Below are 23,330 nucleotides of genomic sequence, written 5' to 3' on the forward strand. Positions count from 1 at the left end.
ACAGTATGGTTTATAAATGTACCCGTTGCAAGCGGGCAGTGGAAATAGACTATGAATATAGCGGTGTCCGTTGCCCTTATTGCGGCCATAGAATCCTTGTCAAGGAAAGACCTGTAGTTGTAAAACAGGTCAAAGCCGAATGATCATTACCACTGCACGAAAACCATCATCAAAAACACGAACATTCTGCAAACATTTAGGCAGGTTCACGGGCTGGAAATATGTGACCCGCGGAAAAGCCAGCCTTCAGGAGTTTGCAGATAAATCTTTTTTATTAGTAGGTGAATACAAAGGAAACCCTGGCAGTTTTAGTTTTTTTTTTAAAGAAAAGTGTGTCCTCTCGATTCGTGCCAATGTATCACTCGATAAAGATATTGGAACCGGGATTGAACCTGTAATCCAGGGAAATAATTCCCTTGCGCTTGATCTTGGTAAAGTGACAGGATTAAGAACCGGAGAAGGGGAAAAATCAAACAGGATTATTATGGTCGATGATAATATTGAATTTACAAGTGATGGTGAATACTATATTAAATTAAAAGTACTGGAAGTACGAGGCGAGGGTAGTCATAGTGTTTGACCTGTTCAAGAAAGAAGAGATCAATTCCCTGAAAGCAAGAATATCACAGCTTGAGGAAGAGAACAGGGTACTCTCCCTGCAGCTTGGTAAAAGGGATGAAAAAACAAAAAAAACGATCGCAATAAAACAGGATGTCGATCGGGAATTAAATGAAGCCATAAATAAGATATCTTCACTTACTAATGAGATACAGGCGCTCAAAAAAGAAACATCACAGGAGTTTAAATTGAAATTATCCGAAAGCATGTCCAAAAACAGGCTTGAGGAAATAATTTTCTTTATCAGCACAATGAGGTCGAAGATTTCGACATTAATAACAGTTTACCTGGGAAAAGATAAGGCGCTTGCGGATGTGGCAGGAGAAACGGTAAAACTTTTTGACAGTCCATCTTTGCACCTTATTGAAAAAATAGAATCATCCACTGGAAAAATAATTTTTTACGATACCAACGGGATCGTTGGCCTGGTAATAATACCGGTTTTCCCAATCCTTACTTCAGAATGCATTCTAAGCACACAATTCGATCTTGAACCTTTAAAACAAAATCTTGAATATGAAAAAATACTTGTTATCAATACCCATGCAGGTGAGACCATTATAGGAATTGTCGAAGCTGATACTTTTGTGGAGCATGAGATCGTAAGAAGCAGCGTTATGGGGAAACATAAACAGGGAGGATGGAGCCAGAAGCGATTCCAGAGCCTGGTTGAAGAGGATATCAAACATCATGCGAATAAAGTGAGGTCTGCACTTGACCCGATTCTTTCAAAGCATAAGGATATCCAATATGTCCTTGCAGGCGGTGAGGGTAAATTGATAAAAATGATAACGGAAGGATATGATTTTCCCCTGGTTATGAAGAGTATGGATACAATTTCAAATAAGAATGTTGATCAGGTCTTGAGGGATGTACTGGCAGTCAGATGTTACTGGTTTTGATACCAGAAACAATTAACCTGCCATGTATAAATATGAGGATGTAAATAGTTAAAGTGTCTTGAGGATAAAAAATTCGAACCAAAAAAAGGATATTCAAATAGACGAAGATACCTTAAAGAATACTACTAAATGCAAAAAAGATTTTTCCTGCATATCCGATAGAAAAGATAAACTCTGCAAGGTTGAACTTAGTGTCGATAATAAAATACATTTTGTGAAATGCATGAACAATGAACCCTGTAATTACAGGGTACCGTTTGGTTATTCTTTTGTTTGTGTATGTCCTGTGAGGAAAGAACTCTTTAATCGCTATAATATCTAATTATTCTAATATCTGATGTCAGAATATGCATGACCTTTGCCTTGAGCAGGATTCGGAAATCGTGCAGTCCCGAATATAAAAATATATATGTATCATGTCCTATCTTAGACGATTAATAGTGCGAAATGAGATGCAAGAATGACTAAAAAGATCAAACTCTCTGAACTTGGAAGCCTGATTGGTGGCGATATTGAAGCCCTTGAAGGAGTAAGAATAGAAGGCGATGTTGAAATAGACCTCGGACAAATGGGTATGAATCCCCAGATGGCATATGCATTAGGCCATGAAACTGCGCAAATGGCTCTTCACTTGATGAATATTTCAAGAATATTGGGTTATCCCATTGATCAGGTATTAGGAGGCCAGCAGGTTGCGGCCCCAAAGAAGTTAAGTAAATTAACCGAGTCGAAATTCAGCGTTGGAACAATAGAGGAATGGAAAACTCCTATCCAGGAAGTCGTGCTGGGAGCAACTTCATCAGACGGTGGAAGCAGGAAGAGTACTATAACACTTGGAGGGGAAAAAGCCCTTCCTTATTATTTTGATAGCCCGATGCCGCATCGCAATCATATCACTATGGATGTTTTTGATATGCCCATCAACATGGCAAAAGCAGTAAAATCCAACTATGAGGACGTTATCAACAGTCCGGCAGAATGGGCAAAGAAAGTTGTCCGGGATTTTGGCGCTGATATGGTTACAATTCATCTTATCAGTACTGATCCTAACATCAAGGACACATCCCCTGCGCAGGCTGCAAAAACCGTGGAAGAAGTCCTGCAGGCAGTGGATGTGCCTATTGTAATCGGCGGTTCGGGTAATCCTGAAAAAGATCCTGCTGTTCTTGAGAAAGCGGCTGAGGTCGCTGAAGGTGAACGATGCCTTCTTGCGTCGGCCAGTTTGAACCTTGATTATGCAAGGATTGCTGAGGCTGCCAAGAAATATAATCATGTTGTGCTCTCATGGACGCAGCTTGAGATTAACGCACAAAAAGAACTAAACCGGAAGCTTATGAAACAATGCGGGGTGGCGCGCGAAAATATATTGATGGATCCGACAACCGCAGCTCTTGGATACGGGCTTGATTATGCTTACACGAATATGGAACGGATCAGGCTTGCAGGCTTGTCCGGTGATACTGAACTGAATTTCCCCATGTCAAGCGGTACTACAAATGCCTGGGGAGCGCGCGAAGCATGGATGACAGCATCACCTTTGAAAGAAGATTCCGACTGGGGACCCCGTGAATACCGGGGACCTATCTGGGAAATAATCACGGGTTTGACATTATCGTTAGCGGGTAACGATCTTTTCATGATGATGCACCCCACCGCAGTACAGGTCTTAAAAGAAATTACACAGACATTGTATGGTTTGAAAGAAACAGAGCAACTTAATATCGATAACTGGATAACGGCGGTGGTATAATGAAAGTAAATAGCCCGCTTCAGGTCTATAAGTACCTGCCGCAGACAAACTGCGCAGAATGCGGCGAAACAACATGTATGGCTTTTGCGTCCCATCTCATTGACAGGTCAAAGAAAGTTGATGATTGCCCGCCCATACTGAAGGAAGGATTTAAGAAAAAATACATGGAATTGGTGACTCTTCTTGCTCCGGAGATACGTGAGGTCACGATCGGTACAGGAGAAAATGCAAAAAGAATCGGAGGGGATGATATCCTTTACCGCCACCAGTTGACCTTCTTTGACCCGACCGCCTTTGCTTACGATGTATGGGATACAATGCCTGAAAATGAACTTGTGGAAAGGGTGAATAAGATCCAGAATTTCAGGAAATTCTATGTCGGGAAGTTCCTTAAAGTTGACATGGTAGCCATAAGATGCGTTTCCGGTGATGCCCTTAAATTTGCAGCAGCGGTAAAAAAGGTAAATGAAATCACAAAACTTCCACTCGTACTCTGCTCCCTGGATCCTGCAGTCCTCAAGGCCGGACTTGAAGTTGTTAAAGATAAGAATCCTCTTATATATGCAGCAAATGAGAAAAACTGGAATGAAGTATCAGAGCTTGCTTTGAATTATAAAGTCCCGGTTGTATTGTTCTCACCGGACCTTGATAAACTTAAATCCCTTGCCCTGAGCTTCGGGGAAATGGGCATCAGGGATATTGTTCTTGATCCTGGTACCTATCCGCAGGGTAAGCAATTGAAGGAAACTTTTGAACGGTTCATAAAACTTCGCCGCTCTGGAATAAAAGAAGGACAAAAGGATATAGCTTACCCGATCCTGGCTGTTCCACTTAATGCCTGGCTTGTTTATAAGGATACAGTTACTGCCTCTTACTGGGAAACGGTACTTGCCTCAGTATTTACTATAAGGTACGGTGACATCATGATACTTCATAGCCTTGAGCCCTATGCCATGCTTCCTGAGGTTCACATCAGGGATACGATCTATACCGATCCCCGGACACCGGTGAAAGTGGCTCCGGGTGTAAATGAAGTTGGTTCTCCGACAAAGGATTCACCTGTGATAGTTACAACGAATTTCGCTCTTACTTACTATACCGTGGAGAGCGACCTTTCTTCCAACAAGGTGAACTGTTATCTTGCAGCGGTTGATACAGACGGTATTGGGGTTGAAGCCGCGGTTGCGGGTGGGCAGCTTACGGCAGCCAAGATAAAAGATACTTTCCAGAAGGCCAGTTTCGAGTTCAAGGATAAGACTTCCCATAGTACTGTTATTCTTCCGGGTCTTGCTGCAAGGCTGCAGGGGGATGTGGAAGATGTGACAGGGCTTCGTGTGATGATCGGTCCGCCTGACTCAGGAAGAATTCCGGGCTGGATGGAGAAGAACTGGCCTCCAAAACCGAAATAAAAATATTTTCACACCTTATTTCTCCTTTTACACACGTTTTTATCAATCAAATCTATATACTTTAACAGTGTAATCAGTAGAGAGACCAATAATGTGGTTCGAAAGAGGCATTTAACATGGTTAACGAAAAGTTAGCAGAGTTTGTAAAGACGTCAAAGCCATCAGTGGCCGTCGTCGGGCTTGGTGGCGCAGGATGTAACATAACGACATGGATAGCAGAAAAAGGAATGGCGGGCGGAAAGATCGTCGCAGCTAATACCGATGTAAACCACTTATCAACAATGAGTAAAGCTGATAAACTGGTACTGCTTGGTGAGAAATTATGTAAGGGACATGGGTGCGGGGGATATCCGGAAATGGGTGCCCAGGCAACCAAAGAAAACCTCACAGAAATCAGGGCCGAACTTGAGGGAACAAATCTTGTTTTCCTTGTAGCGGGATTGGGAGGAGGAACAGGTACAGGAGCAATACCTGTAGTTGGTGAAGTAACAAGAGAACTCGGCTGTCTCACAATTGCTTGTGTGACAATTCCATTCAAGATCGAACAGTTCAGGAGAGAGAAAGCCAGGGAAGCTATTAAAGCGCTCTCAGCAAGCTGCGACGCAACGATTGTCATTGACAACGGAAAATTGAGAGAAGTTGCAGGCAACCTTCCTTTAAAAGAGGCACTTGCAGTAGCAAATGCACTCATAGGAGCATTTGTCAAGAACATTACCGAGACGATCACACAGCCAAGCTTGATAAACCTTGATTACGCAGATCTTCGCGCAGTAATGGAGAGAGGCGGAGTCTCAGCAATAGGCATTGGCGAAGGCGACGGCGAGGACAGGGTAGCAAAGGCAGTTTCACAGGCACTTGCAGTCCCATTGCTTGATATTTCAGATATGTCAGCAACCTATGGCGTATTGATCCACATAGTCGGTGGCGAAGACCTGACACTCGAAGAAGTAGCAGTTACCGGCGAATTGATCATGGACAAGGTCCCGAACACCAAGAGGGTTATCTGGGGCGCAAAAGTCGATGACCAGCTCACAGGCAGAGTACGTGTAATGGCAGTCTTGACAGGAGTCAAGAGCCCATTCATGGAAGGCGAGTAATATATTTTACGTGATGTGATTATTCACATCACACATTCTTTCTTTTTTTTATCTCTCTGGCATTTCCCCTGGTAGTTGCGGTCTCGACTGCCATCTCTGCAAGCAACGGTCTTTTGATACGGGATTACAGATAAACGGATCGAGAAGCCCTCCTTCCAGGTCTTGAGAAGTAGTACTTATTTTAGCTTATCCGGATTTATCCTGATTACCCGGTCATCGTCCTCAGCTGGTACACCCCTGCCATCCCTGTTGCTTGTAAGGATATAGAGATAACTATCCGGACCTGCTACGGCATCACGCAACCTGCCAAAATCCCTGTTGAGATGACGGCGAAATGTTCCTTTATTTTTACTCCATCTCCATGTTTTTGATGGCTGACAATTTAGATAAATGTTTGTCTTAATTATCTCCGGAGCCGGTCATATTAGCAACCTTGAAAAACCCGCCCTTTTCACTCGTTGGTTTTGATGAGTATTGTCAATGAATGGTTCAATAGCATTTAATGCTTATTCATTTCTTCTTCAATAATATCTTCCAGGCCAATATCTCCCTCTACATATTTTTTAATAATGGATTTTTGTTTTGACTCTGTTAGAGAATCCCAGTATTTTTTAATGTCTTCTGTAGTATCAAAAACAAAATCACCATCAGGAGCGGCTATAGGTATGCAGCTCCCTTCTGAACAGGCTGCTATTTTTTCCAGTTTTTCAGCTATTTTTCCTCTGACTATTCTTTTTCTAACTAAAATTTTGACCATAGCCTTAATTTATCTTAATATCAATGCTAAAATTTATCGGTAGGAACATTTATTTGAATAGACTTACAATCGTATTGTTGTGAGTGGTATGAATACAAAATCTCTCTTAAAAATATTAATCGTTTTGTTCATTTCTGGTATCATTTTTTCCTCAATTGCCAGTGCTTCAGAATTCAAGTCCGGGGATAACCTCATCATCGCGAAAGATGAAGTGATAAATGATGATCTTTATTTTGCAGGAAATTCGATAACAATAGACGGTACTATCAACGGTGATCTTATTGCTGCAGGTTCTGAAATAAAAGTCACCGGAACAATAAATGGTGGGATTATTGCGGCTGGAGGTTCCATAATCGTTACCGGGAATGTCACGAATGATATCAGGGCAGCGGGTGGCGAAGTCAGGATTGATGGTAATGTCGGGGATAATATTCTTGTTTTTACCGGGAACCTCGTTTTAGAGAAAAATGCGAGAATAGCCAGGGACTTAACATTGGGTGCAGGAACTGCTACTATTGATGGTATTGTGAATGGGAATATCAATGGAGGAGCTTCCAATATGGAAATGAGAGGAGTGACAAAGGGAAATGTGGCTATTAGAATAGATAATAATATCAAGCTCTCTCCTGGAGCAATCATAGGCGGGAACCTGGAATATACGGCCCCCCGTCCGGGTGAAATTTCAGGAATTGTTTCAGGAACGACTACTTATAAAGAAACACCTGTAAGAAGGGAAAATTTCATGTCCCGGTTACCGGGTGAGGTACTGGGATATTTATGGCTTTTATTGATCGGGATAGTATCCCTGATACTCGCTCCCGAATTAACTCAAAGGATTTCAGATAATATTTCAGTTAAGCCGTTAAAGAATCTTTTGTGGGGACTCCTATTCCTGATAGTTACACCCATTATTGCGGTATTACTTTTAGTAACCGTAATTGGAATTCCACCTGGTCTGATATTACTAGCTGTTTATATCGTATTATTATATATAAGTAGAATTTATATCGGGTTATGGGTTGGACAATATGTATCAGGGAAGTTGAAGCAGGAAACCAAGTCCAGGGTATTAGCAATGGCTTTAGGTTTGATTATCGTGGTTATAGGTATAAATCTGCCAATTATCGGGGGATTTGTTCATTTTATAATTATTCTTCTTGGACTCGGAGCCATTATATTGACAGTATATAATAGCTACAAGAAATTAAAAGAGCAAAAAGCCATCTGATCGTTATATATCAAAATTTCATATATCAAGAATTGACCTGAATATCAGCAAAATATTGCGTTTCCGTTCCCTTATCCTTCGCACGGAATACGGAAACCATTTTTTGCCATAAGGGATATAATCAACAACTACAAATCCTTTTTTTACAAGCCTGTTCTTCAACTCTTCCCTGACCCCATGAAGCATCTGGAATTCGATCTTCTTTTTATGAGCCTTGTTGGCTTCAATTGCCTCATTGACCAGGCGGTCATCATGTGTAGCAATAGCAAAAAACGGGCTCCTGTAGAACAGGAATCCCATGAGTTTTGAGAAATTTATTGTTACATCTGCGCGGCTTGAATATGCTATTTTACTATTTTCTTTATAAGCGCCTTTTACGAGGCGTATGATGCCGCCCATTGATATAATTCTTCGGATATCGCTTTCACTTCTTTTAAGGTTTGTCTGGATCGCTATTCCTGTGTTTTTGTATTTCTTAAAAATAGTAAGGTAAATATCGATCGTATCCTCTGTGTAAGGCGAGTTCTCCATATCGATCCATACGAAAATATCGTTAGCAGCGCTTACAATCGTTTCCACATGGGATAAGCACAGGTTTTTATCGATCCCAAGCCCAAGCTGCGTGAGTTTTATGGAAAGTGAGGAGTTCAGTTTTGCATCTTTAATAGCCCGCAGGATTCCAAGGTTCTCGATCTTGTTTTTCTCGGCCTCTTCTCTATCTTTTACATGCTCGCCAAGAAAATTGATTATGGCGCCAATGCCCCTGTTGTTTGCCTTTTTTGCGCTTATGATGGCGTCATCTAAGGTTTCACCAGCTATCCATTGGCGTGCAAACCTGATGAAGAAACTCATAACCCTTGTTAGAAATTGGGGTTGGGGGTACTTAAGGGCTGTGTTACCCAAAATAATCACCAAAAATCCAATATAGCGTATGACATAGTGAATCATGCATATCTCACCAGAAAGGAAACGATACAACAAACCGCAAAGGACGCAAAGAACACAAAATCCAGAGATAATATGAAAAAGAATGACGAATTCAAGGATGTGTATGAAGATGTTGTAATTATAAACCATCCTGATTCAATACATAAAATAGAGAAGGGACTAAAAGCCGCGCTTGGAGTTGCTCCCAGAGGGCAGACTTCATACAAAAGAAAATTAAGTGAGAGCGGGGAAATATTGCTGCTGCGACTGCCAAAAGAGCTTAGAGAATCATATCATATTGAAAAAGGCACACATGCCCTGGTTACTCCTATAGGGCCGAAAAAAGCTATTGTAGAGTTCGAGTGATTTCAGAACTTCCAGTTTTTCACCTTCAATAAAAATGTTTTTCGTATCGTCAAAACCGAAGGATTCTTCCTTGCATGGAACAAGAGTTACAGTGGTGGAAGACTGTAATACCCGGAAAGCGTCGGACTTGCCTGCCCAGTTTAAAACATAGCGTTCGTTTTTAAATTCGATAGCCTTACCAAGAGTGATTTACAGTTTTTCCCAGTCGATTTTGCCTTAAATCACATTATACTAACAACGAATATTTTCAGTGAAGTATTTATGGTACTGTAATTATGTTGAAAGCTATGGTATCTGAAGAAACGGAACCACAGATGAACACAGATAAACACAGATTGAACGCAATGTCTGAGCGGATCATAGGGGCTGCTTTTGAAGTAAGCAATGTTCTTGGAGCAGGTTTTCTGGAAAAAGTCTATGAAAATGCTTTGAATATTGAGTTAAATTTGAGAGGATTACAAACCTTTCAACAGGCACCATTAAAGGTATATTATAAGGATGAATTGGTTGGCGACTACATAGCTGATATTTTGGTTGAAAATGAGATAATAATTGAAGTTAAAGCGGTAAAAGAAATCGATGCAATTCATTTTGCTCAATGCTTAAATTATCTTAGAATAACTGGGCGTAAACTTTGTCTTTTGTTGAATTTCAGTAAACCAAGAGTAGAAATTAAAAGAATCATGATGTGAATCAAATTCCAATGAAACAAATCTGTGGTTCATCTGTGTTCATCTGTGGTTAATAAATTTCCAAAAACAAAATAACCATATTTCACAAAAATATGAAAACGATATGCTAAGATACTATCAGGATGAATCCGCCCCTAAAACCTGAAATCTCATCATCCCCACATAAAGCACAACCGCCACAGCCGCATACATCCCGCAATAAACCAGTGCCTGGGCGCCAATAGAATCGGCTGACAGCCTTGTCACAAGGTTAAAAGGGGAATTTGTGAACAGATATCCCATGAGGAACATCAATATCAGCACAAGTGAATACAAATACTGTGAGATCATCCTCTTTTTATATTTTACTGCTATCATCGCCCCGATAATAACAACGATCGCTCCAGTTATTCCTGACAGAAGTAGTATTAATCCGGTGTTGTAAACCACCACTCCATTTAACCTGACAAGAAGAAGCCACAAAAAAGCCTGTGCAGGGACAATAACAACAGCAGTGATCATCTTTCCATTCAATATCCGGGAAAATGACACTGGTGTTACCAGCAGCAAATCCATGGTCTTGCGTTCATATTCCTCGGTCAGCATATCGATAATCAGGCCACCGGAAATGAAAACGGGTGTGAATACAAGAAGCGGGATAAGTATCCCGAATATGAATTCAAAATAGGTCGATGTTTTTTTCGGAATATTATCTACATAGAGTTTTATTGGTTCAAAACCGATCCTTGCACCTCTTATATCCCGGACATAGCCTTCATATTCCTCCAGGGGTTTCTTTAGCTCCAGTGTTACGAAAGTGCCCCTTATATCTGATTTTGGAAGATAGATCACCAGATTGATAATTTCATTGCCTCCCGACCCTTCTTTCGGGATAACGATGATGGCATCAATCTTATTATTATAAAAATCAACAAGTGCCGCGTCAACATCTGTATAATAATGCGGGTTTACCTGGCCTTTTTCAATGAATTGCCTTAATTCACCCTGCCCGACAATTCCCACATTGGCCCTGGGAGCGTCATATTTGCTCAGAGAGGACGGATCAAAAAATGAAGCAAGACCAATAACGATCAAAGATGAGAAAGATGCAATTAACAATTGTACGATTATTGCAAGTATTAGTGTTTTCTCAAACAGGAGGGATTTAATCTCCTTTTTCACAATAACCCCTGTATCAGCCAAAAACAACACTCCTTACCAGATAAAGATTATAAGCTGCATGAACAATCGATGCCAGGATAACACAGGCAAGATACTCCCGATGCCCCAGGTATCTCATACCCAGTGATGCTGCTGTTGTGGAGCTGACATGTAAAAGCAAAGGAAAAACAAGAAGTCCGATCCCCATCACTGACCCGAATGCCGAGCCTGCAATACTGGCAATGACCACAAGAAGCAGGACTTTCTCACCTGCAAAAAAACCAAACCCTGATAATATCCCGAATTTCAGGGCATTACCTGTCGTGACTTCAGCCATTTTCCTGGAAAATACCGTATAGATACCGGCTGATTTTACCAGTTCTTCAACAAAAGCAGCAACAATAATAAATAATAATATCCCGATGCGAATCGGAAAATTAAACATCAAGACAATAAGCATCAACTGGATCGAAAATACAAGAGGGAGAAGGGCAATGCTGAGTGAGAATAGCGGAGCTGGAACCCGTTTAATAAATTCCTGGATCGAATCAAGAAGCTTTTCCTTGATGGATTTTTGTGTGAACAGGTCTTCTTCCCTGTAAATGAAAATGCCGAATATGAATATCAGGATGGATAACAGGTAAAACGGAAGTGTGGAAAACATATAATCGCTTACCGAAACAGTCTCATTTTCAAGAAGCCTGACAACAAGTGTTATCGGGGAAATGATGCTGATGGCATGGATATTTGCGAACATCGCGGGAAAGAAAATATAACCGGACAGGAAAACAGAAAGGAAAATAAGCACAAAACTGAGTTCTTTAAAACTGCGTGCAATTATTGCGCCCAGGAAGGATGTTGAAAGGAACATCAGGGAAACAGGCAGGAGGGTCAGGATTATCCATGGGCTTCCTCCAAGCTTAAATGTCATTATTGCCACAAGCGCAATCGAACCCAGAAGATACGGTAGAAGCTTTCCAAGGACTATCTGGTAAGGACTGGCAGGTGTTACAAGCAACAGTTCACCTTTTCTCTTTATTCTTTCATCCATAATGCTTGATGAAAAAAACTGTGCGATAAAAAAAATAGGAAATATAAATATAAAACTCAGGACAACGGATTTAAAAGGGATAGACGGGTTAAAATGAGATGGTGTTGCCAGAGTTTGTTCATTAATGGGTGAAATTATTTTATTTTCCGTTATTTCCCTGGCAGAAGGAATTTGTATATTCTTAGCAGATTCATCCGGCATATTTCCTGTTCCTTGCTTTTCGGTGACGGGCGCAGAGACTTGACTTGCCCCCGGAGCCGCCTGCGCTGGCATATTCACAGGAATATTATTGATAGACGGCGCCTGGAAAGCCTGTTCACGGGGGATGTTTTTTATTTTGATCCACACAGGAAAAGTATTATTCAGGTCATTATATGACAAAAGCCTTGATTCATCATATTTTTTTATGGCCTTATCAAGAGCATCAAGAGCCGATATTGATTTTTCATTATTATGGTAATAAATTTTATCGCCATTTATGAGAATATCTATTCCTTCATTCTCAAAAAGAGATTTAGCCCCTCTTTCACCTGCAATTACAACTTCGAATTTAGCCTCGTTTTGTAAAACCCTTGCAAGGGATGCATCCGTCACAACAACCCTGTAAATATTATCATTTATATGAAGACCTGACTGGGCTGCAAAAAAAGAAGCAGTCCCTATCAGGATTAAAATTATGAAAGAAAAAAAACGGGTTTTAAGACTGAAATTTGACTTTGTCCTCCTTAATTCCCATCTGGCTATTGTAAATATTTGTCCCATATTTAGCTTATTCCTTCCATTTTTCTCATTTATTTCATCATAATACTTATAATGTTTATGAGATAAATAAGTATTTAAAATAGGTATTTATTATGAATGAAATCGAAGTAAAAGGGCTCAGGAAAGAATATGGAAGTTTTACTGCTGTTGAGTCCCTGGATTTTGAGGTCATGAAAGGCGAAATTTTCGGTATTGTCGGGCCAAACGGCGCAGGAAAGACCACAACTCTTAAAATGTTGAGCGGATTGATTATCCCAGGTGGTGGCAGTATAAAAATACAGGGACTGGATATCAGGAAACATTCCCGGGAAATCAAGCAAAAACTTGGTTTCCTGCCTGAGGAAAGCCCATTATATGAGGGAATGACTGCAATTGATTACCTCATGTTTTTCGCAGAGATTTATGGGATCGGGAAGGAAACTGCGCTCACCCGGATCAGGGGACTGCTAAATGCGCTTAAACTTGATGCGAGAGATAGAAAGATAGGCGAGATGTCAAAGGGTATGCAGCGAAAAGTGGCAATAGCAAGAGCTTTGATAAACGATCCCGAATACCTTATCCTTGATGAGATGACCTCAGGTCTTGATCCTACAACTTCCAAATATCTGTCTGATTTCGTGTTAGAGCTAAAAAAACAGGGAAAAACCATAATTTTTAGCGCACATAACCTGTACCAGGTTGAGAGCATATGCGACCATATCCTGATAATGAACCGGGGAAAAGTGGTTTCTATCGGAACCATGCCCCAGATCAGGAAAATGTGCGGGGCAATTGAATATTCAATCGAGTTCAATGTCAGGGATAACTTTGATTTTGCAGCCCGGAAAAATAACGGGAATTTTATCACAACAACGCACGATATTGATGAATTTAACAACATTACAGGCTGGGTGGCAAAGCACAACGGGAAAATAATCAATATAAAAACAGTCGAGACATCACTTGAAGATATATTCCTTAAGCTGATGAATTGAAAATATTATCGATATATTAAATACTTTTCACCGCACACACAGTCCTGATATGATCTTACTTACAGGAGCAACGGGTTTTATCGGAAGTCGTGTTTTGCAGGCCTTATCCCTTAAAAACCTGCAAGTGAGATGCCTTGTCAGGAAACCAAAATCATCCGATAATCCGAACATCACTTATATCACAGGGGATGTCCTTGACCGCGATTCGCTTGTTACTGCGACAAAAGGTGTCGATACCGTGTATTATTTCATTCACATGATGGGAAACCAGCCGAAAGGCGAACAGAAAAGATTCGATGTTCTTGACAGGACTGCAATAGAAAACATGGTAGATGCATGCAAACTCAATGGTGTCAAAAGGATAATTCATCTCACGGGAATGAGAAATCCGAAAGAAAAATTATCCCATCATCTTAAAAGCAGGAAAGAAGTTGAAGACATTATAAGGAGCAGCGGCATTGATTATACGGTTTTCAGGGCTTCTGTGATAATCGGGCGCGGCGGCGCTGCTTTTGATATCCTTGATACAGTCGTTACAAAATTTCCCATCATACCTGTTCTTGACTGGGAAAATACACATGTGCAGCCGATATTCATTGACGACGTAATAAAATATCTTGTTGAATGCCTTGGAAAAAAAGAGACAGTGAACAGATGTTTTGATATCGGATGTTCCCAGGTTTTGACCTATAAAGAATTGATACAACAATATGCAGATGAACTCGGGTTGAAAAGAACGTTCATTCGCATCCCCGGATCGTGGCACTGGATATCATCAATGGTGCTGGGAAAGCTTTCGCCTGTAGATCCCAATGTTGTTTACTGGCTGATCGAGTCCCTGCAGAATAACATGGTATGCGAACTGAATGATCTCAATAAGATATTCGGGTTTGAACCGGTTCCATTTAAAGAAAGCTTGAGGAGATCAATTATTCAAAATACTGCGAATTGATCAAGGAAAATTGATTAACCATCTATCGTTTCAACTATTTTCCTGAAACTTTCAAGTCCGGCTTCTACATTTTCAATAAACGCAGATGCACTTGGAAGCCGACGTTATCCGCGTAACGGAAGGCAGCAATCACAACACCGCTAATAAGCAACTCCGGTCCTGGGATATAGCAGAGAGTTCTGCGCCGCAGCAAGGTGAAGTGAGTCCAGCAAGACTCTACAAGCTATACTTTGCGATAAAACCTGAAAAGGCAAATTCAAGCTTGGGCGGAAGACCTCACGTAAGAAATTCGTATAGAAGATGAAAGATATGAATCTATTGTTGAAGAGTCTCCGAAATCGTATTGAACTGAAAGAATGATGGAAGTTACCGGGAATAAAGTTGCTTGGGCATTACCAGTATTATGGAATGAGCGGCAATTTTAGATGGCTGCCGGATGAGGGAAATCTTCACGTCCGGTTCTGTGAGGGGCTCATTGCCTTGGGGCTATTACCTCAACAAAAAGTGGGCTATGTGCTCTACTCGACATTCGCATGGATCCCTGAGGAATTGTTATACTATATGAATGATTTATTATAGCATCTGCACAGGATGTTGCTAAAAAATTGATTGAGTCGTACATAGAACATGGGGACTCGCTTCCATTTAAAATTAAAGAAAAAAAGAGTTTTAAAATTACTACCTCTGTTCCTGTTAGTGTAAATTTTTGACAGATATGCAAAGGGCAGCCATGAAATCTGGTATAATCCTGACACAAAAAGAAGAGTTTGTTAGATTGTAATTTTTGCTTCGGAGCAATTTAATTCTCCCATCGCTCCTGTATTGTTCCTTTGGCGAGTTCTCTATGCAGAGAAACAACAGTCTTATAGGTTGTTTCTGAAGTGATCTTTTGAAGCGATATATGACTGCCCTTCTGTCGCATCTCAACAAATCCTGCCTTTTTCAGAGCCATTATATGCTCTTTTCCTGAAATAACAGGAAGTTTAGGCATGAGCAACTTCAACCGTGGTCCAGAATGGTTTTGATATCTCTCGTGGCAGGTCTTCACCGAAACTTTCAATGTAAAGTTCTATAGCTTCTTTAATGTTTGTTTGTGCTTCTTCCAGAGTTTTTCCTTGTGAAGTCACACAGAGTTCAGGACACCGCGCAACAAAGAATTTATCCTCTTTCTGAATTGATACCAGAAATGATCTCATATACTTCCAACATTTGTTTTTCATATAAATAAATCATCTTATGTGGTATAAATTACCTCGATATATGTTATAATGGCGCCTCCAATCCATCGCCTTGTGGCGGTGCCGGGATTCGCGTAAGGGGCGGGGAAGCAGCAAAACTAGAGGGGGGCTGGATTTCTGTTATGATTCACCTTTGTACAGCAATGAGATTTGACTACAGGTTGCATAACCATTGGCACAAAGAGGCGACCTGATTTGCATCAGTCAAATTGGCAGCATTACCAAGAGTTCTATCTTCCAATTGATTCCAGATTTCCTCAGCCATACTATTTTCGATCGCGGCACCTACGAAGAATATATGAGGCGAAAGGCCATGATCCGCAAATGCATCGCGTATGCGGGATAGGGATGTTCTCGCTGTTTTCCAGTGCTCATCCGCACCGGCCGGATCGATACCACCTTTAAGTTCTCCAAGTGCAACGTAAAGTGCAGGATTATTATAACTGGTAGAAAGTTCCAGATGACTGCAATTGAATAGGCACAAGTCTACGTTTTTCTTCAGAAAAGGTACTGTGAGGTTGTATCTGACGGTTCGGTTATGGTCATTGTTAGACCAATTAAGTCCCTTTACATCCAAATCTATATCAGGATCGTTTCCTGTTCCTTGTATCCATACATTGCTCTTGGAAAAAAGCCATTTAAATGAAATTCCTGCAACAGAAAGAGTAGCAATAATCGCACGAGTAAGTTTGCGCTGTGCAATTGCCCCTCCCACGTTTCGCATAGATCCTCCCAATGCATCACCTCTTGTCAAAAGGAATCGAAATACCAGTTCTTCTACAAAATTCAATCCTGCAGGTTCAAGGAAATGTTCTATCAGTTCCTGTATTGCTTCCTCTTTATCTTGCTCCTCCATATGTCCCGCAGCTTTATCCGAAACACCAGCCGCAGTCAACAAAGCTGCCCGTATCCCTGTAAAATTGATCAATGAAGCCGGGTTTGCGGCTTGAGATGCTGCCGCTTTTAGGGATCTCGCTTCCTCAATAAATGGCGTTGCCCTGCGGTTTCTTTCGAGTGCCAGGGCAACGAAACCCGCTCGTGTCTCCTCATAGGTCGTTACAAGATCATCGTTACTTGTTAAGTGCTGGCGGTGCGGATTGCCTGCAGGCATTATGCTTTTCTCCAGACATATACACATTTTCGCAAAGCATCACGCCCATGCTCCCCCATTTGCTGGCTACTATTACCTTTGCCATTAGGCAGTACAAGAATTTTTTCAACATTGAATCCTAGCCGTTCAGCTATAGATGAAAGTATCATATCAACTGAAATACTTGCTCCCGCATAACGAACATTATCATTGACCATAAATAAGAGGGCATTTTTTTTCATTACGCGTGAACACTCAGCGATAACACAGGCCATCTCATAGAAGTAACCCCGCACCATCCTGGGGATGCCATTATTGTTCAGCTTGTCTTGATCCTTTTGATCATCCAAATATCGTAATATGGCCTGTAGCAATTCTTGATGATCTGCTGCTTCAATGGCTTTAGCCCATTGGTGATTTATCATAAGTAAGTCTTTAGCGCGATTCTCAACAGTACAGCTTAACATTTGTTGCCTCAGGTTGGTAAGCTCTTTCTCATCTACTCCGAGCAATGCCAGTTCCAGAGCATAAGTCCGGGTGTAGTCGTAACGATTGCAGTAAGGGGGAGATGTTACTATCGCATCATAAGAATTATCCGATAGCTCTGGCATTATATCCAGACATGAACCCTGAAAAAGATGAATATTGCCATGATTGCGCTCATCCAAATGTCCACTGCCCAGCTTCAGGTCATTCAAAATCTCCTCAATCTTTGTGCATATTGCCCGGTCAAAATCAAAGATCACACCTTTATCAAACGGTTTTCCCCCTTTCCTGTGTTTGGATCGATAATCCCACCGAAGATACTGACCATCTTTACGAGTAAAACTGATGGATTCCAGAACGCACAGCAGGGCAAAACGCAGGATAATCTGAACGCACTTATTCTCATTCTGCATCGTACCCATATATCGCTCGATTGCTCCGGCTGTCTCAGCTGAGTATGCACCATCCGTAATTCGCAATCTGGGCAGCGGGTATCTATCTTGTGATTCCTTCCATGGATATGTTTTCAACCACCTTCTGATCGCAGCAAAATCATCCGATGTAAATTCTCTTTCCAAACACAGTCTGGCGGCAATAATCTGCTGGCCTATAGGGAGAAGTTCGATGCCATCAACATCCATGCCAGCAGCACCTGCCGCAAAAAGGGTCGTTCCACTCCCTGCAAATGGGTCTAAGACTTTACCGGATACAATCCCGTATCTGTTAAGTAGATACTCCACAAGTGGAGCAGAAAATGCTTCTTTATATTTGTACCAGCGATAAGACGCCATTGTTTTGTTAGCCTGAAAGCTGACAAGCTGCCTTGTCAAAGATCGCTGCACTACAAATTTAGTACTGAAGTGTTGTGAAAGTTTGAAATCAAGATTCTCAATTTCGGACCGCGTCTCCAATTGTTCAGGGATCACTATTTCAGGTTTTTCTGGAATGTTTTCAGAAGGAACTTGTATGTTTTTGTCGAAATCAACCAGTTTCATTTCAACAGTTTTATTCTTTTTTTGGGATAAACAGGATGCCATATTTTATTATTTCCCTTGAGTATTTCGGTATGATTTTTATAGACATATATATAATTGGTATGGGCAATGAAAGTATTCATACCTATTTCTTCCAATTTGAGGGCTGCCTCTCGTGTCCTGGCCTCTGCCCCTCCTCTCCCTCATGGTGCTGGGTTCAGGCAGAAGCACGAGCGAAGGGGAAAGCGGGGCGGGGGCGCTGAAAAATAAAACAATGAAGAGGCAAAGATCAAAAACTAATTTGTTACACTTCATAAAAAACCGCAGATGAACGCGGATGAACGCAGATTTATTGTATTGGAACTTATGCAAACCCGATGCATCCTTGTTATCCAAATAAAGAGGCGCCTCCCCCATCGCTCCTGTCAAAGCGCCGTGATTCGCATGAGGGGAAGGGGTGAGAGGGCAGATAAATTATAGGTGTTAATTATTAATTTCTATATGTTCGGAAAGATTGTATTCTTGGATTTCTTAAAAATCTAAAGCAAAATTACTTTCTCTCCGCTTACCAACTGTTTAAATAATACATTGAATTATTTACTCTAAATAATAGATGTTATCTGAAAAATAGAAGAGGAGACTATGAAAATTAGAGATGACTTGCTAGAAAAAATGGGAACTACAATACAATCCAAGGAACTGCTATACTCAGCAAACGCAACGAGAAATTCACAGTTTTTAAGAAAAATGCAAAAAAAAGAGGAAGAGCCTTTTATTCGCCCACCGTTCTATAGAGATGCAGATCGAATAATACACTCAAAGGCATATTCAAGATACATAGATAAGACACAAGTTTTTTTCTTGGTTGACAATGATCACATAACTCATCGTGTGCTTCATGTACAACTTGTTTCAAAAATAGCAAGAACAATAGGGAGAGCTCTTAGGCTAAATGAGGATTTAATTGAAGCCATTTCATTGGGTCACGATATTGGACATGTGCCATATGGGCACTTTGGAGAAAAAAGACTTAGCGAACTATGTGAGAAGAAAGGAATTGGAAAATTTTTCCACAATATTCAGAGCATACAATTTCTTGATGTCATAGAAAATTATGATCTTACTCTTCAAGTATTGGATGGAATTCTTTGCCATAACGGAGAATCTCATAACAAAAGTCTCGTACCTTCTGGAATTGTAAGTTGGGATTCTTTTCAATCAAAAATTGAGGATATAAAAGCGAAAAAAGATCCCTTCCCACTAACAATTGAAGGTTGCGTTGTTAGAATTGCTGATACTATTGCTTATTTGGGGCGTGATTTGCAGGATGCTATCGAGGTAAATCTTATTCCTGAAGATTTAAATGGTTTTCCGAAAAATTGCATTGAATTATTTGGTATAAAAAATTGGAAAGAAATCAATTGGTTAGTATTGGATGTATTGATTAAGGATGTAATAAACAACAGTTATGATAAAGATGCAATATCATTTTCGGATGATGTTTCATCGTGCATTAAAGATTTCTATAAATATAATATGAAACATATTTATAGTAGCCCCAAGCTTATGAAAGAAAGTGAAAAAATAAAATATATGTATACCACCCTTTTTGAACATTTTTTGGATGATTTGGAAAAGGAAAATAAAGAATCTTTAATCTATCCAGATATGAAAGATTTAGATTGGATATCATCCGAATATAAAAAGAATGCAACACCACCTGAGATAGTAAGGGATTATATAGCTGGTATGACAGATAGATATTTTGAATTTGTCTTCAATAAAATTACTATTCCAGACAGGGTTAAGAGGCGATATACATGAAAAAAACAGTTTACATAGCTGGGCCATTATTTTCAGAATCTGAATTGGAATTCAACCGAGGAATGAATAGGTTTTTGAAGAATCTTGGGTTTAATACATTCTTACCTCAAGAAGACGGTCATTTATTATCTGAATTGGTAGAAAAAGGAATTGAAAAAGATGATGCAATACAAATGATATTTCAGAAGGATGTAGAGAAAATCAAAGAGTGTGATATTATTGTTTTTGTAATGGATGGGAGAGTACCTGATGAAGGAGCATGTGTAGAAATTGGCCTTGCATATGCTTATGACAAAGAATGTTTTGGATTGAAGACTGATTCTCGTTCTCTTATGGATGATATGGATAATCCATTAATTATAGGGGCACTTAAAGGACGAATTGCGAAATCTTTTCCTGAATTAGAATCCCTCCTGAAATCTTTTATTAAAGATGGTTCTTTAATTCCCAATCGTCAAAATCAGTGTATAGAGGGCATATTATCATAAACTATGATGAATCGGTACATGTCAACGCAGCACGGACTCGCTGCCTGCAAGGGATGCCAGCGGTTTGTGCGCTGGATTGTGCTGCTAGCCGATGTTAGCGCCTACATTGTCAACATGTCAATATAATGTCAATCTCACCTGTTTCCTTTGAAGTATTCCCATGTATTTCCGTTTGAGTTTTCTTCCTAAAGGGTCTATCAGTGATTTCTGTCTTGTGTTTCGGGAAGTGTAACTGCAAGATTTCAAGTGTTGAGTTGAAAGTAAATTCGCGTCTGTCTGTCCGAACGTAGATTGTACTGTTCTCGTCCATTAGAGCAGCACAATTACGAAAAACAGTGTCAAGGAGATTGTAATAGTTCTCTTTGGAAACAAAACGCCCTTTATGTTTCTTTTGATTCGATTTCGGAACATCTGGTCCACCGAGCAACCACAATCGTAACCACTGGTCAGCATAGTAATTAGTCACAGAGCAGTAGGGTGGAGAAGTGAATAGTAATGAAAAACGAATGTCTGCCTCCTGTGCTTTCTGTACAATTCTGTCTAATTCAGTAGTGCTATCTCCGAAAACTACTTGACTATCGAATACAGTTGGTATTCCTTTTTCGTATCGCCAATCTAGTTTCTTTATGACAAAGTCAACAGGGTTGATTTCTGGTGGTTCTGTCAGCTTGTGTTTTTTCCACCAATTAACCGAGTAATTGATGCCCATTGCTTTTGTCATTTTCATTTGATTAGATAATCCTTCACCTAATTTGCCGTGCAAATAAACCAACAATATTGACATTAGCGTTGCGTCGATTCTGTTCCTTTTCCAGTTCAAATTCTTCCGTGCTGATAAAAGGAATTTTAAAACCTCATCGCAATAACACATTCGATAGAATAAAGGCATTCTCTCAATTATTCGATTGTAGTAGTTTCTTTTGGAATATATTTCTAATAAGCGGTCGGATACTTCTGCTTTATCAGCAGGCTTGAGTTTGACAGTTCCGTAGAGCCAACCGACAGGATTGATTTCAATTCCTAAGCTGTGGCGACCCAAAACGCCACCGGCATAAATGCTGGAACATCTACCCGCGAACGGATCAATGATATAGTCCCCTTCTTTTGAGTATTGCTCAACCACTTCAAAGGCAAAGTCAAGAGGGAACATAGCATAATAAGGGCCGAACCTTGCCCAGCGAGATTCAGGGGTTTTAAATCCTTTTAATATGTCCTCAACGTTTATCATGGCTGTAATGATTTGTTTCGGATTTCTCTTGCAATATCATCAAAGATTCGTTTGCCAAGATTCAATGGAATAGCTGCTTCTGCATGTGCGGAGACCAACGGTGAAACAGAGTTGGGATAGCGGCTGGAAACCAATTCATCAAGCACATTCATTAAATCAGCCAATCTTGGATACTGATCTGTTCTTGCTGTTTCCAAATTCTGCTGATGGTCGTTGAAAAAGGCAAGCACAGGGACAATTCTATATCCTGTCCTTGTCTTATAAAATAGTTTCCTGCCGAAATAGGTGTCTTGACCATAGGGCTTATCGCTTTCAGAAAATATGATATTCCTTTTGATGTAACCATCTGAAAGCAGAAACGCTGACTGGTTCAAAAAACGATCAGTTGTGCCATCTGCTTTGGTATCAACTTCCTCAAAGTGATTGTAGAAAGTGCCTGATTTTTCAATGCCGAATATGAAAAGTTCTTTTTCCGTTTGTTTCTTTTGAAGTTTATTTATTCGAGCAAGTTCTGTAATGATAGATTTGTTAATCCAAGACCAAGTACTAAAACAAGCTAATGGGCCATCAAGTACAAAGGCAACTCTGTCCAATAGTGGTAGCCAATTCTTTTTTTCAAATGACCTCAAGATGTGGATAAGCAAGAGCTTCTCAAACATCTGCATTATCTGGCCGTACATTTCGTTATTTGTGCCACTCGGATTCATTAGTTCATGTAAGCGCATTGCGTCTGTTGAGTACAATGGTTCTCCACTATGAGGGCAGGTGTACTGTCCAAAATCATAGCTCATTTCCTTGTCAACTCCATCAATAGGGCTTCTTGGTTTGCCAAGTTCTCTATCTTTTTCGAGCTTGATTCGAAATAGGTGTTCATAGGTTTCTAGTAAAGTTTCGCCTTCTTCAAACACTCTTGTATTTTGAAGTTCCTCAAACAACGCCCTACGCATCGATGCTTTGGCTGATTTCTCACCTTTAAAGATGACATTACAGCCGTGAATTAATGTTTCAATGCTAGATGCCTTCTCGGTTTCCCTGAACTTCTTGGGATCAATAAATTTTTGCTTGGCGAATTCCCGGACCGATTTTTCAATTATCAGAACAGCAGAAATAGTGATGTAGCCAAATTCTGCACCGGGAAATCCGTTTTCTACTTTTACTGACTGGTAACTTCCATCAATGGCAATAACATAATCAGGAATGAAATCGCTCGTCAGATCTGCCTTATTGATGATGCTATTTTCAAATTCTTCATTTCCATTTTCATTTTCGCCTCTTTTCCTTACTCGCAATCTATCCTGTAGTAATCGGACTTTGGGGCTGTCCAGTATTCTGCGGAGCGGTTCATAACTGGCAAATTCGTTTTCAAATCCCATAACA

General features: G+C 40.4%; 23 protein-coding genes and 2 pseudogenes. 13 read left to right on the forward strand and 12 right to left on the reverse strand.

Going from position 1 to position 23,330, the window contains the following annotated elements; translation table 11 throughout:
- Positions 1-5: 5 nt before the first annotated feature.
- The 6 genes from FIB07_07520 (at position 6) to ftsZ (ending at position 5,776) form a co-directional block, all read left to right on the forward strand.
- Positions 6-143 carry a DNA-directed RNA polymerase subunit P gene (locus FIB07_07520; GenBank protein ID NJD52702.1) on the forward strand — a complete coding sequence of 46 codons (138 nt, stop codon included), beginning with the start codon at positions 6-8 and terminating at the stop codon, positions 141-143.
- A complete protein-coding gene (locus FIB07_07525; GenBank protein ID NJD52703.1) occupies positions 140-580 on the forward strand; it encodes a hypothetical protein in 441 nt (146 codons plus the stop codon). Before FIB07_07520 ends, FIB07_07525 begins: the two co-directional genes overlap by 4 nt.
- Entirely contained in the window at positions 573-1,520 is a 948-nt protein-coding gene (locus tag FIB07_07530; protein ID NJD52704.1) for a hypothetical protein, read from the forward strand. The genes FIB07_07525 and FIB07_07530 overlap by 8 nt, the downstream gene beginning before the upstream one ends.
- Positions 1,521-1,980: 460 nt before the next feature.
- Positions 1,981-3,270 carry a CO dehydrogenase/acetyl-CoA synthase subunit delta gene (cdhD, locus tag FIB07_07535; protein NJD52705.1) on the forward strand — a complete coding sequence of 430 codons (1,290 nt, stop codon included), beginning with the start codon at positions 1,981-1,983 and terminating at the stop codon, positions 3,268-3,270.
- Entirely contained in the window at positions 3,270-4,679 is a 1,410-nt protein-coding gene (locus tag FIB07_07540; protein ID NJD52706.1) for an acetyl-CoA decarbonylase/synthase complex subunit gamma, read from the forward strand. Before cdhD ends, FIB07_07540 begins: the two co-directional genes overlap by 1 nt.
- A gap of 116 nt (positions 4,680-4,795) precedes the next feature.
- Positions 4,796-5,776, forward strand: a complete 981-nt coding sequence (gene ftsZ, locus FIB07_07545) for a cell division protein FtsZ (GenBank protein ID NJD52707.1) — start codon at positions 4,796-4,798, stop codon at positions 5,774-5,776.
- A 176-nt stretch (positions 5,777-5,952) separates the two neighbouring features.
- Here the strand turns inward: ftsZ and FIB07_07550 are convergent.
- Positions 5,953-6,108: pseudogene (locus tag FIB07_07550) on the reverse strand (PQQ-dependent sugar dehydrogenase).
- Positions 6,109-6,275: 167 nt separating this feature from the next.
- Positions 6,276-6,533, reverse strand: a complete 258-nt coding sequence (locus FIB07_07555; protein NJD52708.1) for a hypothetical protein — start codon at positions 6,531-6,533, stop codon at positions 6,276-6,278.
- Positions 6,534-6,612: 79 nt separating this feature from the next.
- Between FIB07_07555 and FIB07_07560 the strand changes: the two genes are divergently transcribed.
- On the forward strand, positions 6,613-7,761 hold the full coding sequence (locus FIB07_07560) for a hypothetical protein (GenBank protein ID NJD52709.1): 1,149 nt from the start codon (positions 6,613-6,615) through the stop codon (positions 7,759-7,761).
- A gap of 18 nt (positions 7,762-7,779) precedes the next feature.
- Here the strand turns inward: FIB07_07560 and FIB07_07565 are convergent, their stop codons facing one another.
- Positions 7,780-8,613 carry a proline dehydrogenase gene (locus FIB07_07565; GenBank protein ID NJD52710.1) on the reverse strand — a complete coding sequence of 278 codons (834 nt, stop codon included), beginning with the start codon at positions 8,611-8,613 and terminating at the stop codon, positions 7,780-7,782.
- Positions 8,614-8,781: 168 nt separating this feature from the next.
- Between FIB07_07565 and FIB07_07570 the strand changes: the two genes are divergently transcribed.
- Complete coding sequence (locus FIB07_07570; GenBank protein ID NJD52711.1) at positions 8,782-9,054, forward strand: hypothetical protein; 273 nt, start codon at positions 8,782-8,784, stop codon at positions 9,052-9,054.
- Here FIB07_07570 and FIB07_07575 read toward each other — a convergent pair.
- Positions 9,028-9,264 (reverse strand): annotated as a pseudogene (locus FIB07_07575) (site-specific DNA-methyltransferase). The gene FIB07_07570 and the pseudogene FIB07_07575 overlap by 27 nt on opposite strands.
- Before the next feature lie 104 nt (positions 9,265-9,368).
- Between FIB07_07575 and FIB07_07580 the strand changes: the two are divergent.
- On the forward strand, positions 9,369-9,746 hold the full coding sequence (locus FIB07_07580; protein ID NJD52712.1) for a GxxExxY protein: 378 nt from the start codon (positions 9,369-9,371) through the stop codon (positions 9,744-9,746).
- A 117-nt stretch (positions 9,747-9,863) separates the two neighbouring features.
- On the opposite strand, the gene FIB07_07585 is transcribed toward FIB07_07580, so the two are convergent.
- Both FIB07_07585 and FIB07_07590 read right to left on the reverse strand, forming a co-directional pair.
- On the reverse strand, positions 9,864-10,937 hold the full coding sequence (locus tag FIB07_07585) for an ABC transporter permease (GenBank protein NJD52713.1): 1,074 nt from the start codon (positions 10,935-10,937) through the stop codon (positions 9,864-9,866).
- The gene (locus FIB07_07590; GenBank protein NJD52714.1) at positions 10,921-12,699 is read right to left on the reverse strand and encodes an ABC transporter; all 1,779 of its coding nucleotides are present in this window, start codon (positions 12,697-12,699) and stop codon (positions 10,921-10,923) included. The genes FIB07_07585 and FIB07_07590 overlap by 17 nt, the downstream gene beginning before the upstream one ends.
- Positions 12,700-12,791: 92 nt before the next feature.
- Between FIB07_07590 and FIB07_07595 the strand changes: the two genes are divergently transcribed.
- Both FIB07_07595 and FIB07_07600 read left to right on the forward strand, forming a co-directional pair.
- Entirely contained in the window at positions 12,792-13,673 is an 882-nt protein-coding gene (locus tag FIB07_07595) for an ABC transporter ATP-binding protein (protein NJD52715.1), read from the forward strand.
- A gap of 49 nt (positions 13,674-13,722) precedes the next feature.
- Positions 13,723-14,625 (forward strand): NAD-dependent epimerase/dehydratase family protein, encoded by a 903-nt coding sequence (locus FIB07_07600; GenBank protein NJD52716.1) that lies wholly within the window; start codon positions 13,723-13,725, stop codon positions 14,623-14,625.
- A gap of 799 nt (positions 14,626-15,424) precedes the next feature.
- Here FIB07_07600 and FIB07_07605 read toward each other — a convergent pair.
- The 4 genes from FIB07_07605 to FIB07_07620 all read right to left on the reverse strand — a co-directional run bounded on the left by FIB07_07605 (position 15,425) and on the right by FIB07_07620 (position 18,434).
- Entirely contained in the window at positions 15,425-15,616 is a 192-nt protein-coding gene (locus tag FIB07_07605) for an addiction module toxin, HicA family (protein ID NJD52717.1), read from the reverse strand.
- Complete coding sequence (locus tag FIB07_07610; protein NJD52718.1) at positions 15,609-15,821, reverse strand: type II toxin-antitoxin system HicB family antitoxin; 213 nt, start codon at positions 15,819-15,821, stop codon at positions 15,609-15,611. Before FIB07_07610 ends, FIB07_07605 begins: the two co-directional genes overlap by 8 nt.
- A gap of 196 nt (positions 15,822-16,017) precedes the next feature.
- Positions 16,018-16,974 carry a restriction endonuclease gene (locus tag FIB07_07615; GenBank protein NJD52719.1) on the reverse strand — a complete coding sequence of 319 codons (957 nt, stop codon included), beginning with the start codon at positions 16,972-16,974 and terminating at the stop codon, positions 16,018-16,020.
- Positions 16,974-18,434 carry a site-specific DNA-methyltransferase gene (locus FIB07_07620; GenBank protein ID NJD52720.1) on the reverse strand — a complete coding sequence of 487 codons (1,461 nt, stop codon included), beginning with the start codon at positions 18,432-18,434 and terminating at the stop codon, positions 16,974-16,976. The genes FIB07_07615 and FIB07_07620 overlap by 1 nt, the downstream gene beginning before the upstream one ends.
- 621 nt (positions 18,435-19,055) lie before the next feature.
- On the opposite strand from FIB07_07620, the gene FIB07_07625 reads away from it, so the two are divergent.
- The gene (locus tag FIB07_07625) at positions 19,056-20,237 is read left to right on the forward strand and encodes an HD domain-containing protein (protein ID NJD52721.1); all 1,182 of its coding nucleotides are present in this window, start codon (positions 19,056-19,058) and stop codon (positions 20,235-20,237) included.
- Positions 20,234-20,725, forward strand: coding sequence for a nucleoside 2-deoxyribosyltransferase (locus FIB07_07630; protein ID NJD52722.1), 492 nt, complete (start codon positions 20,234-20,236; stop codon positions 20,723-20,725). The genes FIB07_07625 and FIB07_07630 overlap by 4 nt, the downstream gene beginning before the upstream one ends.
- 109 nt (positions 20,726-20,834) lie before the next feature.
- Here the strand turns inward: FIB07_07630 and FIB07_07635 are convergent, their stop codons facing one another.
- Together FIB07_07635 and FIB07_07640 are read right to left on the reverse strand one after the other, a co-directional pair.
- On the reverse strand, positions 20,835-21,953 hold the full coding sequence (locus tag FIB07_07635; GenBank protein ID NJD52723.1) for a site-specific DNA-methyltransferase: 1,119 nt from the start codon (positions 21,951-21,953) through the stop codon (positions 20,835-20,837).
- Positions 21,950-23,326 carry a DNA double-strand break repair nuclease NurA gene (locus FIB07_07640; GenBank protein ID NJD52724.1) on the reverse strand — a complete coding sequence of 459 codons (1,377 nt, stop codon included), beginning with the start codon at positions 23,324-23,326 and terminating at the stop codon, positions 21,950-21,952. The genes FIB07_07635 and FIB07_07640 overlap by 4 nt, the downstream gene beginning before the upstream one ends.
- Between the last annotated feature and the right edge of the window lie 4 nt (positions 23,327-23,330).

Origin of the sequence: Candidatus Methanoperedens sp., from assembly GCA_012026795.1 — an archaeon.
Classification (GTDB): domain Archaea; phylum Halobacteriota; class Methanosarcinia; order Methanosarcinales; family Methanoperedenaceae; genus Methanoperedens.

Coding starts and splice junctions, on each gene's coding strand:
- FIB07_07565 (NJD52710.1), bottom strand. CDS start 8,613: ATGAGTTTCTTCATCAGGTTTGCACGCCAATGGATAGCTGGTGAAACC.
- FIB07_07540 (NJD52706.1), top strand. CDS start 3,270: ATGAAAGTAAATAGCCCGCTTCAGGTCTATAAGTACCTGCCGCAGACA.
- FIB07_07615 (NJD52719.1), bottom strand. CDS start 16,974: ATGCCTGCAGGCAATCCGCACCGCCAGCACTTAACAAGTAACGATGAT.
- FIB07_07625 (NJD52721.1), top strand. CDS start 19,056: ATGAAAATTAGAGATGACTTGCTAGAAAAAATGGGAACTACAATACAA.
- FIB07_07620 (NJD52720.1), bottom strand. CDS start 18,434: ATGAAACTGGTTGATTTCGACAAAAACATACAAGTTCCTTCTGAAAAC.
- ftsZ (NJD52707.1), top strand. CDS start 4,796: ATGGTTAACGAAAAGTTAGCAGAGTTTGTAAAGACGTCAAAGCCATCA.
- FIB07_07600 (NJD52716.1), top strand. CDS start 13,723: ATGATCTTACTTACAGGAGCAACGGGTTTTATCGGAAGTCGTGTTTTG.
- FIB07_07635 (NJD52723.1), bottom strand. CDS start 21,953: ATGATAAACGTTGAGGACATATTAAAAGGATTTAAAACCCCTGAATCT.
- FIB07_07595 (NJD52715.1), top strand. CDS start 12,792: ATGAATGAAATCGAAGTAAAAGGGCTCAGGAAAGAATATGGAAGTTTT.
- FIB07_07590 (NJD52714.1), bottom strand. CDS start 12,699: ATGGGACAAATATTTACAATAGCCAGATGGGAATTAAGGAGGACAAAG.
- FIB07_07605 (NJD52717.1), bottom strand. CDS start 15,616: ATGCCTAAACTTCCTGTTATTTCAGGAAAAGAGCATATAATGGCTCTG.
- FIB07_07555 (NJD52708.1), bottom strand. CDS start 6,533: ATGGTCAAAATTTTAGTTAGAAAAAGAATAGTCAGAGGAAAAATAGCT.
- cdhD (NJD52705.1), top strand. CDS start 1,981: ATGACTAAAAAGATCAAACTCTCTGAACTTGGAAGCCTGATTGGTGGC.
- FIB07_07610 (NJD52718.1), bottom strand. CDS start 15,821: ATGAGATCATTTCTGGTATCAATTCAGAAAGAGGATAAATTCTTTGTT.
- FIB07_07630 (NJD52722.1), top strand. CDS start 20,234: ATGAAAAAAACAGTTTACATAGCTGGGCCATTATTTTCAGAATCTGAA.
- FIB07_07640 (NJD52724.1), bottom strand. CDS start 23,326: ATGGGATTTGAAAACGAATTTGCCAGTTATGAACCGCTCCGCAGAATA.
- FIB07_07520 (NJD52702.1), top strand. CDS start 6: ATGGTTTATAAATGTACCCGTTGCAAGCGGGCAGTGGAAATAGACTAT.
- FIB07_07570 (NJD52711.1), top strand. CDS start 8,782: ATGAAAAAGAATGACGAATTCAAGGATGTGTATGAAGATGTTGTAATT.
- FIB07_07525 (NJD52703.1), top strand. CDS start 140: ATGATCATTACCACTGCACGAAAACCATCATCAAAAACACGAACATTC.
- FIB07_07580 (NJD52712.1), top strand. CDS start 9,369: ATGAACACAGATAAACACAGATTGAACGCAATGTCTGAGCGGATCATA.